Source organism: Caulobacter sp. (genome assembly GCF_035254145.1).
GTDB lineage: Bacteria > Pseudomonadota > Alphaproteobacteria > Caulobacterales > Caulobacteraceae > Caulobacter.
Genome location: NZ_DATFAV010000138.1, coordinates 23509 through 35434, shown reverse-complemented (window position 1 = coordinate 35434; position 11926 = coordinate 23509). Strand labels below are relative to the sequence as shown.

At 69.0% G+C, this 11926-nt stretch carries 11 protein-coding genes; 7 read left to right on the top strand and 4 right to left on the bottom strand.

Annotated elements, in window-relative coordinates:
• Nucleotides 1–239: 239 nt before the first annotated feature.
• From flgH to flgF, 4 genes are read right to left on the bottom strand one after another with little or no spacing between them, the layout of a single operon-like run.
• Nucleotides 240–974 carry a flagellar basal body L-ring protein FlgH gene (gene flgH / locus VJ655_RS08350; RefSeq protein ID WP_324110605.1) on the bottom strand — a complete coding sequence of 245 codons (735 nt, stop codon included), beginning with the start codon at nt 972–974 and terminating at the stop codon, nt 240–242.
• Nucleotides 975–989: 15 nt separating this feature from the next.
• Nucleotides 990–1754 carry a flagellar basal body P-ring formation chaperone FlgA gene (flgA, locus tag VJ655_RS08345; protein WP_324110604.1) on the bottom strand — a complete coding sequence of 255 codons (765 nt, stop codon included), beginning with the start codon at nt 1752–1754 and terminating at the stop codon, nt 990–992.
• Between the two features lie 4 nt (nt 1755–1758).
• Nucleotides 1759–2547, bottom strand: coding sequence for a flagellar basal-body rod protein FlgG (flgG, locus tag VJ655_RS08340; RefSeq protein ID WP_324110603.1), 789 nt, complete (start codon nt 2545–2547; stop codon nt 1759–1761).
• Between the two features lie 13 nt (nt 2548–2560).
• Nucleotides 2561–3298, bottom strand: coding sequence for a flagellar basal-body rod protein FlgF (gene flgF, locus VJ655_RS08335; RefSeq protein ID WP_324110602.1), 738 nt, complete (start codon nt 3296–3298; stop codon nt 2561–2563).
• Between the two features lie 226 nt (nt 3299–3524).
• Between flgF and fliL the strand changes: the two genes are divergently transcribed.
• From fliL to pgl, 7 genes are all read left to right on the top strand, one after another.
• Nucleotides 3525–4136, top strand: coding sequence for a flagellar basal body-associated protein FliL (gene fliL / locus VJ655_RS08330; RefSeq protein WP_324110601.1), 612 nt, complete (start codon nt 3525–3527; stop codon nt 4134–4136).
• A 27-nt stretch (nt 4137–4163) separates the two neighbouring features.
• Nucleotides 4164–5288 (top strand): flagellar motor switch protein FliM, encoded by a 1125-nt coding sequence (gene fliM, locus VJ655_RS08325; RefSeq protein WP_324110600.1) that lies wholly within the window; start codon nt 4164–4166, stop codon nt 5286–5288.
• Nucleotides 5285–5839: a DUF6468 domain-containing protein gene (locus VJ655_RS08320; protein WP_324110599.1), complete on the top strand. Its 555-nt coding sequence runs from the start codon at nt 5285–5287 to the stop codon at nt 5837–5839. Before fliM ends, VJ655_RS08320 begins: the two co-directional genes overlap by 4 nt.
• A complete protein-coding gene (locus VJ655_RS08315; RefSeq protein WP_324110598.1) occupies nt 5836–6615 on the top strand; it encodes a MotE family protein in 780 nt (259 codons plus the stop codon). Before VJ655_RS08320 ends, VJ655_RS08315 begins: the two co-directional genes overlap by 4 nt.
• A gap of 9 nt (nt 6616–6624) precedes the next feature.
• Complete coding sequence (locus VJ655_RS08310) at nt 6625–9495, top strand: endoglucanase (RefSeq protein WP_324110597.1); 2871 nt, start codon at nt 6625–6627, stop codon at nt 9493–9495.
• Between the two features lie 273 nt (nt 9496–9768).
• Nucleotides 9769–11229 (top strand): glucose-6-phosphate dehydrogenase, encoded by a 1461-nt coding sequence (zwf, locus tag VJ655_RS08305; RefSeq protein ID WP_324110596.1) that lies wholly within the window; start codon nt 9769–9771, stop codon nt 11227–11229.
• Between the two features lie 2 nt (nt 11230–11231).
• Entirely contained in the window at nt 11232–11924 is a 693-nt protein-coding gene (pgl, locus tag VJ655_RS08300; RefSeq protein WP_324110595.1) for a 6-phosphogluconolactonase, read from the top strand.
• Nucleotides 11925–11926 lie beyond the last annotated feature (2 nt).

Here is an 11926-nt window from a genome sequence, read left to right as displayed (position 1 = left end):
TCCTCCAGATAGGCCCAGCGATAACCGTCCAGCGCGACCTTTTCGTGCGCGCAGCCCGCGAGCGTGGCGGCTAGTCCCAAGGCGGCGAAGGCGGTGATGCGGCGCGCCATGGCGGTCCTCCTCGCCCGATCAACGCAGCGGGGACCTGAATGGCTCCTGAAACGCATCGGGCGCGGCTGCCTTGCGGCGGCCGCGCCCGACGATCTTGAAGGCCTGGGGCGTCCTTGGACGTTCCAGACCTAGAACGGCGAGAAGCGCTCGATCAGCGACTGGCCGGCCGGGGTCTTCTGGACGCGGCTGATGTCGCCACGGCCGCCGTAGCTGATGCGAGCCTCGGCGATCTGGGTGTGGCGGATGGTGTTGGCCGAGGAGATGTCCTCGGGGCGAACGATGCCGGCGACGGTCAGCTGGCGCAGCTCGGCGTTGGTGCGGACTTCCTGGGTGCCCTGGATGACCATGTTGCCGTTCGGCAGGACCTGGCTGACCACGGCGGCGATCGTCAGGCTGATCTTCTCCGAGCGCTTGATGTTGCCCGCGCCGGCGTTGGTCGTGCTCGAGCCGGTTTCCAGCGCGTTCGCGGGGTCGAAGCCGCCCGGCAGGACCTTGCCGAGGCTCGACTCCAGGCCCAGCAGGTGCGGCACGCCGGCCTTGGTGGTCGAGGTGCGCGAGCTGTCGGTCTGGTTCTTGGTGTCGGCGCTGTCGTCGATGTCGATCATCACGGTGAGGATGTCGCCGACGCGGCTGGCGCGCTGGTCGTTGAAGAAGGCGCGGGCGCCGACGCGCCACAGCGAGTTGGCCGAGGCCGACTGCGGCGCGGGCTCGCGGGCCGAGACGTATTGTTGCTGGATCGGCGCCAGGGCGGCCGGATAGCCGACCGGGGCCAGTTCCGGTCCCTTCACGGCTTCCTTGACGGTGGAGCAGGCGGCCAGCGGAGCGAGCAGTAGGGCGGCGGCGATGAGGGCGGGGCGACGCATGGGCGTGAGAACCTTCTAGCGAGCGGCGAAACGGACGGGTTGCGAACGGACTTGCAAGGCCTGGGCCTGCGGGCCGACGGCGGCGGCCCCGGGGCCGGTCGCGACGGCCTGGATGATCTTCTTCGACAGCGTGTTCTGCACGGCGAAGACGTCGCCGGTGGCGGCGGCGGCCATGGCCTTGCCTTGAAGCGAAAGGGAAATTCCGCCGTCGTCATAGGTGACGGTGACCAGATCGCCGGACTTGATGACCTGGGCGGCGCCCACGTCGCGCGTCGAGACTGCGGCGCCTTCACGCAGGGGACGCTTGGCGGCCAGGCCGATCACGGCGTCGGAATCGCGCGGCGCGTCGGCGGGAGCGCCGGCCATCTTCACCCAGACTAGATCCTGCGGCTGGACGATTTCGCCGGCCGAGAGGCTGCGGGCGTAGGCAAGAACTTCCACGTTGCCGCGCGTGGCGCCGACCAGGCCGCTCCGCGCCGAGGCGCCGCCGTTGTCGGATCCCTCGCGAACGATGATCCGGCGCACGCCCTGGCTGTTGCTCCAGTCGAAGCCGGCGCGGCGGGCGAACAGCTGGACCTGGCCCGCGTCGAGCACGACCGTGGAACCCATCCGCGCGGCGACCACCACCTCGGCGGCCGTGCCCGAGACGCCGTCGAACAGGTCGCCCAGGGTGACGCGGCCATCGGCGTCGGTGGTGTCCATGCGCAGGCTGACCGGCGAGCCCGCGAAGGCGGGGGCGGCGAAGGCGAGCGCGGCGGCGGCGATCAGGAGCGCTTTCATCGGCTTACGACCTCATCTGCGAGGTGGTCTGCAGCATCTGGTCGGTCGTCGTGATGACCTTGGAGTTCATCTCGTAGGCGCGCTGCGCGGTGATCAGGGCGGTGATTTCCGAAACCGAGTCGACGTTCGAGGCTTCGGTGTAGTGCTGCAGCAGCATGCCGAAACCCGGCTCGCCCGGGGCGGCGAGGTTGGCCGCGCCCGAGGCGGCCGTTTCCAGGTACATGTTGTCGCCGATGGCCTCGAGGCCGCCTTCGTTCATGAAGTTGGCGAGCTGCAGCTGGCCGATCGTCTGCGGCTGGGGCTGCCCGTCCAGCTTCACCTGCACGAGACCGGTCTTGCCGATGATGATGTCGGTGGCGTTCTGCGGGACCGTGATGCCCGGCTGGACCAGATAGCCGTCCTCGGTGACGATCTGGCCCTGGTCGTTGGTCGAGAAGTTGCCGGCGCGGGTATAGGCCGTCTCGCCCGAGGGCAGCAGGATCTGCAGGTAGCCCTTGCCCTGGATGGCGACGTCCAGCGGGTTGTCGGTCAGGGTGGGGGTGCCCTGCTCGGTGATGCGGTAGACCGAGCCGGCCTTGACGCCGCCGCCGACCTGCACGCCGGTCGGGACGATGTTGCCGTCGCTGGACGACTGCGAGCCGGCGCGCTCGATCGTCTGGTACAGCAGGTCCTGGAACTCGGCCCGTTGGCGCTTGAAGCCAACGGTGTTCATGTTGGCGATGTTGTTCGAGATGACTTCGACGTTCAGCTGTTGCGCTGACATGCCCGAAGCGGCGGTGCGGAGAGCTTGCATCGGCTAGCGTTCCTTAATTGGCTTTGCCCAGCCGCTCGACGGCGGTGCGCGACAGTTCCGAGGTGTTGTCCATCATCCTGGCGACGCCTTCATAGGCGCGCTGGATCTCGATCAGCTTGGTGATTTCGATGACCGGCTGGACGTTGGAAGCTTCCAGCATGCCCTGGTGGACGATGGCGTCCGGCGCGGGCTGCGGGGTGGTGTTGGCGGTGTTGCGGTAGAGGTTGTCGCCGTCCTTGGCCATCGTCGACAGGTCGTCGGCGCGGACCACGGCGATCTTGCCGACCCGGATCGCGCCTTGCGTGACGATGCCGTCCTTGCCGACGTTCACCGGTCCCAGGCGCGGGTCGATGGTCAGCGGGCCGCCGCCGTCGTCGAGGACCGGATGGCCGGCCTGGGTGACCAGCTGCCCCTCGGGATTGGTGGTGAAGCGCCCGTCGCGGGTGTAGCGGTCGCCGCCGGCGGTCTGGACGCGGAAGAAGCCCTTGCCCTCGATGGCCAGGTCGAAGTCGCCGCCCGTCTTGGTCATGGCGCCTTGGCTGAAGTCGCGGGCCACGCCGGTGTCGAGCACGAACTTCACCGGGGCCGAGCCGTCCAGGGTCTTGGCCGGTTTGGCCTGCTCGGTCCGGACCATCAGGTCCTCGACCTTGAAGCCCGTGGTGTTGGCGTTGGCGATGTTGTTGGCCACGATGTCCAGCTCGCGGCGAAGCGTCATCTGGCGCGAAAGGCCGACGTAAAGCGCGTTGTCCATGGCGAGTTAACTCGGGCGGCTGGCGCGACAAATGCGCCGAACCTCCTGAAGCAACCTTCGTGCCAGTCCTGAAAGATCAATGGAAACAACGAATAGGAGGGTTAACGAGGGGGTGTTGGTCGGACTCTGCCGGGCAGATTCAGCCTGCGACCAAATGGCCTCCAAAACACATCGTTAACCATGTCCCCCGCATGTGTAGGCGTATAGATTCCAAGGAACCGCGCGCGTGGCCCAGAAAGATCAGGAAGCTCCCGAAGGTGAAGAGGGCGCCGAAGGCGAAGCCCCCGCCAAGAAGAAGCCGCCTATCCTCATCATCGCCATCGCCGCGGGCGCTCTCGTCCTGGTCGGCGGCGGCGCGACGGCCTTCTTGCTGCTGAAGCCCAAACCGGCCGCCGAGGCCGGCGCGCACGGCGAGGAAAAGAAGGAAAAGAAGAAGGAAAAGAAGGAAGAGGGCGGTCACGGCGAGAAGAAGGAAGGCGAGGGCGCCGCGGCGGCCCCCGGCGCCGCGCCCGTGATCAAGGAAGGCCCCGACGGCGTGGTCTTCTACACCTTGCCCGACATCGTCGTGAACATGCAGACGGCCGACGGCAAGTCGACCTTCCTGAAGCTGAAACTCACCTTCGAGCTGCCCGATGAAGAGACGGCCGATGCGCTGACGCCGAATCTGCCCAGGCTGCAGGACATGTTCCAGACCTTCCTGCGCGAGCTTCGGCCCGAAGACCTGAACGGCAGTCAGGGCACCTACCAACTGCGCGTCGAGCTGCTGCGCCGGGTGAACCTGGTCGCCGCGCCGGCCAAGGTTAACGCGGTCCTCATCGAGGAGATGCTGATCAACTAAGCCTTCGGGCTGGTTGGGCGAACGATCATGGCGGACGAAAACGACGATCAGGCGGCGATGGCCCAGTGGGCCTCGGAAAACCCTCCCGGTGGCGGCGATGGGGTGAACGAGTTCGGCGATTTTTCCGGCGGCATGGGCGGCTGGGATGACGGCGGCGGCGAAGGCGGCTCCGAGCGGATCCTGAACCAGGACGAGATCGACAGCCTGCTGGGCTTCGATCTCTCCGGCGACGGCTCCGAGGACCGCACGGGCATCCGCGCGATCATCAACTCGGCGCTGGTGTCGTACGAACGTCTGCCGATGCTGGAAATCGTCTTCGACCGCCTGGTGCGGTTGATGACGACGTCCCTGCGGAACTTCACGTCCGACAACGTCGAGGTCAGCCTCGACAACATCAGCTCGATCCGCTTCGGCGACTATCTGAACTCGATCCCGCTGCCGGCGATCCTGGCGGTGTTCCGGGCCGAGGAGCTGGACAATTACGGCCTGCTGACGGTCGACTCCAACCTGATCTACTCGATCGTCGACGTGCTGCTGGGCGGCCGTCGCGGCACGGCGGCGATGCGGATCGAGGGCCGTCCCTACACGACCATCGAGCGCGTGCTGGTGCAGCGGATGATCGAGGTGGTGCTGCACGACCTCAAGAGCGCCTTCGAGCCGCTGCATCCGGTCAGCTTCTCGCTGGATCGCCTGGAGACCAACCCGCGCTTCGCCGCCATCGCCCGGCCGGCCAACGCGGCCATCCTGGTCAAGCTGCGCATCGACATGGAAGACCGCGGCGGGCGCATCGAGCTCCTGCTGCCCTACGCGACGCTGGAACCCATCCGGAAGATGCTGCTGCAGCAGTTCATGGGCGAGAAGTTCGGCCGCGACAACATCTGGGAAGGCCACTTGGCCACCGAACTCTGGACGACCCAGATGGAGGTGCGCGCCGTGCTCGACGAGCAGCAGCTGCCGCTGTCGCGCGTGCTGAACATGGAAGTAGGCGACACCCTGATGCTGAACGCCACGCCCGACAGCCTGGTCGAGTTGCGCGCCGGGGCGATCCCGCTGACGCGTGGCCGCATGGGACGGCGCAACCACTCGATCGCCATCCGCGCCGAGGCGCCGCTGACCCCCGCCGCCAAGAAGGCCGTGCAGAAGCTGAAATGAGCCTCGTCGCCTTCGCCATGAACGGACTGCTGGCGGTGCTGCTGATCGCGGCGCTGGCCTTCGGCTGGCGGCTGGAACGCCGCCTGAAGGCGCTGCGCGACAGTCACGAAGGCTTCGCCAAGGCGGTGAAGGATCTCGACCAGGCCGCCGCCCGCGCCGAACAGGGCCTGGCCGACCTGCGCGCGGCGACCGACGAGGCGGCCGAGACCCTGGCGGTGCGTATCGAGCGCGCCCAGGCCCTGGCGGCGCAGCTGGATGAGCGCATCGGTCGCCCGGCGCCGGCTCCGCGCTCCGATCGGGAACCGCCGCCCGTTCGCGGGAGGCGCGAGCCCGAGCCGGCCCAGAGCGCCGCCGAGCGTCGCCTGAAGGCCGAGGATTTCGAGCGTCTGCTGGATCGTGAAGCCCGCCTTCCGCCCGGCGCTCGCCCCATTCTCGGCGCGCCCGCCGCGCCCCAAGAAACCCCGCGTTCACGGGCGCGGATCGATGATGACCTCTTCGACGGACCGGGCGAACCCCCGCGTCCCGGATCCAGTTCCAGAGCCCGCCGATGAAGAACGTTCCGCGCATCCTGCCCCTGGTCGGCGTCGCCGTCGGCGGCGTCCTGGTCATCAACGCCATGGCCGGCGCCAAGTCGCTGCCTGACATGCTGAGCGGCGCCAAGGCCTTCGCCGAGGGTGTCGTCAAGCCCGAGGGCAAGGCCGCCGAAGGCGCGCCCTCGGCCGAAGGCGCGGGCCAGCCCGCCGCGGCCAAGGCTCCGCAGCAGCTTCCGCGCGCCTGCGCGCCGTCGGCCGACGCCTTGGCCAAGGAAGCGGGTCTCTCGCCCGCCGAGCTGCGCGTCCTTCAAAGCCTGGGCGCGCGCCGAGGCCAACTGGACCAGCGCGAGCAGGACATCGACGTCCAGCTGCAGCTGCTGGCCGCCGCCGAGGCCAAGCTCGACGCCAAGATGAAGGCCCTGACCGGCCTGAAGGGCGACATCCAGGGCCTGCTCGGCCAGGTCGACGCCCAGAAGCAGGCCGAGGTCGACCGGCTGGTGGTGGTCTATCAGGGCATGAAGCCCAAGGACGCCGCCGCCCGCATGACCCTGCTGTCGGACGAAGTGCGCCTGCCGATCGCCGCCAAGATGAAGGAGCGGACGCTGGCGATGATCCTGGCCAATATGAGCCCGGGCGACGCCAAGATCCTCACCGAGCGCCTGGCCGCGCGCCTGACCAATTCCGCCGTGGAGAAGGGCAAGGCCGCGATCGCCGACAACGCCGCGCAAGCCGCCGCGCCGGGCCAGCAGGCCGCTGGCGCGCCGCTCGCGGGCGCTCCCAAGAAGGCCGGTTAAGGGAGGCTCATGACCCTTCGCCAGCTCCTGCGCGCCAGCGTCGCCGCCGCGTGCATCGCCGGCGTTATGGCGCCGTCCGGCTACGCCGCGCCGCCGCCTGTCGCGGCGCGGGCGTCCCTGGACGTGCGCGTGGCGCAGGCGTCGGATTTCTCGCGGATCGAGTTCCACTGGAGCGTGGGCGCCCGGATGATCCCGCACCGCGAGGGCCAGACGCTGGTCCTGCGGTTCAGCCGTGACGCCAATCCCGATCTGTCCCGGCTGAAGATCGCGCCGCCGCGTTGGGTCAAGAGCGCCGACGCCCGCCATGTGAACGGCGTCCTGGAGCTGGTCATCACCCTGACCGAAGACGCCGACGCCAAGCTGGGCTCGGCCGAGGGCGTCGACTTCGTCAACATCTACGGCAAGGCCGGGCCCATCGCGGCGGCCCAGGCCACGCCCGCGGCCGCACAGCCGCCGGTGGGGCGGCCCAATCCCATGCCTCGGGACGGCGTCGTTCGAGCCGGTTTCGAGCGCGTCGACGGCCAGGTGACCCTGTCGTTCGACTGGGCCGCGCCGGCCGGGGCGGCGGTGTTCCGCCGGGGCGAAGCGGTCTGGATCGTCTTCGACACCCCCGCGCGCATCGACATCTCCAAGCTTCCGGTCACCACGCCGCGCTACGCCCGGATCCAGGCGTTCAAGGGGAGCGACTACACCGCCCTACGCGTCGTGGCGCCGATCGGCGAGCCCTATGTGGCGGTGGGGTCGGGCCCCAACTGGCGGGTCAGCTTCGGTCCCGGACCACAACAGAGCCCCGACGCCATTCAGGTGAACCGGGACGAGGCCGCGCCCGCCGCGGCGCTTTCGGCCGCCGTCGCCGGCGTGACGCGGGCGATCTGGGTGGACGATCCCGCCGTGGGCGACCGCATCATCGTCGCCCCGGCCTTGCCGCCCGCCAAGGGCCTGACCTCTCGCCGCGACTATGTGGAGTTCGCGCTCCTGCAGTCGGCGCAAGGTCTCGCCGCCGAAGCCTACGCCTCCGACCTGATGGTCCAGGCCAGCGCCGACCAGGTGCGGATCGGCCGCCCCAGGGGGCTGTCCCTTTCGCCGGCCTCGGCCGCCGCGCCGCCCGAAGAGGCGGCCGCCGGCGCGCCCCAGCCGTTGTCGATGCCGGCGCTGATCGACCTGGAGGCCTGGCCCAAGACCGGCTCGGGCGGCTTCCTGGCGCGCTATAACGCCCTGCAGAACGCCGTCTCCAGCACGACGGACGACGAGGCCGACGTCGCCGCGCGCATGGCCCTGGCGCGCTTCCTGGTCGGCTCGCAGATGTCGTTCGAGGCCATCGGCGTCCTCAACGCCGGGGCCCGCAAGCATCAGACGATGATGGGCGATCCGGAGTTCCGCGGGCTGCGCGGCGTGGCGCGGGTCATGGCCGGACGCTTGGCCGAGGCGGATGCGGACTTCTCCTCGCCCGTCCTGGCCGACGAGCCGTCCAGCGCGCTGTGGCGCGGCTACATCTCGACCAAGAACGGCCAGTGGCTGGACGCGCGCACCAAGTTCGCCAACGGCGCGCGCGCGCTCGACCTGTTCCCGCCGGTGTGGCGGGCCCGGTTCCTGGGCGCCCAGGCCCAGGCCGCCCTGGGCGTCGGCGACCTGACCGGAGCGTTCCAGTACGCCGCCAAGGCGCTGGCCCTGCCCAAGATCCCCGTGGAGGACCAGCTCGAGATCCGTCTGGTCCAGGCGCGCATCTTCGAGGCGAAGGGCGAGAAGGTCCGCGCCCAGCGCATGTACCAGGCGATCGCCCGCGCGCCTATGGACAGGCTGGCGGCGCCGGCCCTGCTGCGCGCCACCCAGCTGCAATACGAAAAACGCCAGATCAACGCGGCCAAGGCGGCCGATACGATGAACCAGCTGCGCTATCGCTGGCGCGGCGATGGCGTCGAGATGGACGTCATTCGGGCCCTCGGAAAGCTCTACATCGACCAGGGCCGCTATCGCGAAGCCCTGGAGGTGATGCGGTCCGCCGGCCGGGCGCTGCCGGATCGCCCGGAGGCCGTCGCCCTGCAGAACGACATCTCCAGCACCTTCCGGGCGCTGTTCCTGGACGGCCTGGCCGACGGCATGCAGCCCATCCAGGCCGTGGGCCTGTTCTACGACTTCCAGGAGCTGACGCCGATCGGCGCCGACGGCGACCAGATGGTCCGCAACCTGGTCCGTCGCCTGGTCGACGTCGATCTGCTCGACGACGCCGCCAAGCTTCTGAAGTACCAGGTCGACAACCGCCTGAACGGCGTGCCGAAGGCCCAGGTCGCCACCGATCTGGCGTGGATCTATCTGATGAACAAGCGTCCCGAGGACGCGCTGAACGCCATCAACGCCACGCGCACCACCATCCTTCCGCCGGCGCTGAACGCCGAGCGGCGTCTGGCCACCGCCCGAGCCCTGATCGGCCTTGGCCGTTACGACGCGGCGCTGGAGCTGGTGGAGCGGGACAACACCAAGGACGGCCAGGAAATTCGCGCCGACATCGCCTGGAAGCAGCATGCCTGGCCGACGGCGGGCGGTTTCTACGAGCGCATGCTGGGCGATCGCTGGAAGACCGCCGGGCCGCTGTCGTCGGCCGAGGAGGCGCGTCTGCTGCGAGCCTCGGTGGCCTACAGCCTGGCGGACGACGACGTCGCCCTGGCGCGACTGCGCCAGCGCTGGACGCGCTTCGTCGACACCGCGGCCAATCCGGACGGACTGCGCGTGGCGCTACAGGGCTTGGGCGTCGAATCGGTCTCGCCTTCGGACTTCAGCCGCGTCAGCGCCGACAACGAGGCGTTCAGCGGCTGGGTCGCCCGGATGAAGGACAAGTTCCGCACCGGGCAGCCGGCTGGCTCGCCCGCCCGCGCCGGCCGCTAGGTCCGCCCGCGTCGCTCAAGGGCGGAACTTTCGCCCTTTGGCCGGGCAGGGGCGTTCAAGTGCACAAAAACGGGTCCCGAAACGCCATTGGTCTTATGGCGGGCCTTCCGCGTTTGGCCTAGTTAAGGCCGCCGGCCGCCCGTTTCGGGCGGCGGCTTTCGGTCGACCCAGGGGACGGCTTCAACCGGCTCCCAACCCGGCCTTCACGCTCGCGCGCTTGCCATTTTGCCGCAGGCATGTCATGACAACGTTGTCATAGGGTGGAAGACATTGGTGACGAAGAAAAGCGACGGCGAAAATGGCCGCGAAGTCCTTGTGCTGCTGGGCGGCGCTGGGGATCTGGCCCTGCGAATGCTTCTGCCTTCGCTGTATTTCCTGGAAGTCGATCGGCTGCTGCCGCACGATCTGCGGATCATCGGCGTGGCGCGCCATGACCATGACGCCGCCAGCTACAAGGCTCTGGTCCGCGAGCAACTGGGCAAGCGCGCGACGGTGGAGGAGGCGGCCTGGAACCGCCTGGCCGCCCGGCTCGACTACGTGCCCGCCAACATCACCAGCGAGGATGACACCAAGAAGCTGGCCGAGCGGATCGGCGAGCATGGCGACCTGGTCATCTTCTTCTCGCTGTCGCCCAGCCTCTACGGTCCGGCCTGCCAGGCGCTGCAGGCGGCCGGCCTGACGGGACCGAAGTCCCGGCTGATCCTCGAAAAGCCCCTGGGCCACGACCTCGAGAGCTCCAAGGTCACCAACGCCGCCGTCGCCGCCGTGGTCGACGAGAGCCAGGTGTTCCGGATCGACCATTATCTGGGCAAGGAGACGGTCCAGAACCTGACGGCCCTGCGCTTCGCCAACGTGCTGTTCGAGCCGCTGTGGGACCGCAACACGATCGACCACGTCCAGATCACCATCGCCGAGACCGAGAAGGTTGGCGACCGCTGGCCCTATTACGACGAGTACGGCGCGCTGCGGGACATGGTGCAGAACCACATGCTGCAGCTGCTCTGCCTGGTCGCGATGGAAGCGCCGTCGGGCTTCGATCCGGACGCGGTCCGCGACGAGAAGGTCAAGGTGCTGCGGTCCTTGCGTCCCTTCACCAAGGAGACGGTGGCCCACGACACCGTGCGCGGTCAGTACGTGGCCGGCGTGGTCGAGGGTGGGGCGCGCCCGAGCTATGTCGAGGAAGTCGGCAAGCCGACCAAGACCGAGACCTTCGTGGCCATGAAGGTCGCGATCGAGAACTGGCGCTGGGACGGCGTGCCGTTCTTCCTGCGCACCGGCAAGAACCTGCCCGACCGCCGCACCCAGATCGTCGTGCAGTTCAAGCCGCTGCCGCACAACATCTTCGGCCCGGCCACCGACGGCGAACTGTGCGCCAACCGCCTGGTCATCGACCTGCAGCCGGACGAAGACATCTCGTTGACGATCATGAACAAGCGGCCGGGCCTCTCCGAAGAGGGCATGCGCCTGCAGTCGCTGCCGCTGTCGCTGTCGTTCGGCCAGACCGGCGGCCGCCGCCGGATCGCCTACGAAAAGCTGTTCCTGGACGCCTTCCGCGGCGACCGCACCCTGTTCGTGCGCCGCGACGAGGTCGAGCAGGCCTGGCGCTTCATCGACGCGGTTTCGGCCGCCTGGGCCGAGGCTGGCATCGAGCCGGCGCCCTATGCGGCGGGCACCTGGGGGCCGCAATCGTCCCAGGGCCTGATCTCGCCCGGCGGCCGGGCTTGGAAGGCCTGACCATGGCCTCGGCGAAACTGGAAGCCTTCGGCTCGCGCGAAGACCTTTACGATGCGGCCGCCTCGATCCTGGTTGGGGCGCTGACGACGGCCGTGGAGATCCGCGGCCGCGCGGGCTTCGCCGCGACCGGCGGCACGACGCCGGCTCCGGTCTACGACCGCATGGCCTGCATGACCGCGCCCTGGGACAAGATCACCGTCACCCTGACCGATGAGCGCTTCGTCCCGCCGACCGATTCCAGCAGCAACGAGGGCTTGGTCCGTCGCCACCTGCTGAAGGGGCAGGCGGCCAAGGCCCAGTTCGCGCCGCTGTTCTTCGAGGACGTCTCCCACGAGGAAAGCGCGCTGAAGGCGGAAGAGGGCGTCGAGGCCGCCGCGCCGTTCGGCGTGGTGTTGCTGGGCGTTGGTCCCGATGGACACTTCGCCTCGCTGTTTCCGGGCAATCCGATGCTGGCCCAAGGCCTGGACCTGGCCGGCGAACGTTCGGTCCTGGCCGTGCCGCCCGGCGAGCCGGCCCCGGACCTGCCACGCCTGTCCCTGACCCTGGCCGCCCTGACGCGCACGGATTTGATCGTGCTGCTGGTCACCGGAACGGCCAAGAAAGCGTTGTTGGAAGGCGACGTCGATCCGGCCTTGCCGGTCGCCGCCATCCTGAAGCAGGACCGCGCCGAGGTCCGCATTCTCTGGGCGGAGTAACG

What these genes read in the sequence shown, in the direction of transcription:
- flgH (WP_324110605.1), bottom strand. Translation starts at nt 974, where the DNA reads ATGCGTCGCCCCGCCCTCATCGCCGCCGCCCTACTGCTCGCTCCGCTG.
- flgA (WP_324110604.1), bottom strand. Translation starts at nt 1,754, where the DNA reads ATGAAAGCGCTCCTGATCGCCGCCGCCGCGCTCGCCTTCGCCGCCCCC.
- flgG (WP_324110603.1), bottom strand. Translation starts at nt 2,547, where the DNA reads ATGCAAGCTCTCCGCACCGCCGCTTCGGGCATGTCAGCGCAACAGCTG.
- flgF (WP_324110602.1), bottom strand. Translation starts at nt 3,298, where the DNA reads ATGGACAACGCGCTTTACGTCGGCCTTTCGCGCCAGATGACGCTTCGC.
- fliM (WP_324110600.1), top strand. Translation starts at nt 4,164, where the DNA reads ATGGCGGACGAAAACGACGATCAGGCGGCGATGGCCCAGTGGGCCTCG.
- VJ655_RS08320 (WP_324110599.1), top strand. Translation starts at nt 5,285, where the DNA reads ATGAGCCTCGTCGCCTTCGCCATGAACGGACTGCTGGCGGTGCTGCTG.
- VJ655_RS08315 (WP_324110598.1), top strand. Translation starts at nt 5,836, where the DNA reads ATGAAGAACGTTCCGCGCATCCTGCCCCTGGTCGGCGTCGCCGTCGGC.
- VJ655_RS08310 (WP_324110597.1), top strand. Translation starts at nt 6,625, where the DNA reads ATGACCCTTCGCCAGCTCCTGCGCGCCAGCGTCGCCGCCGCGTGCATC.
- pgl (WP_324110595.1), top strand. Translation starts at nt 11,232, where the DNA reads ATGGCCTCGGCGAAACTGGAAGCCTTCGGCTCGCGCGAAGACCTTTAC.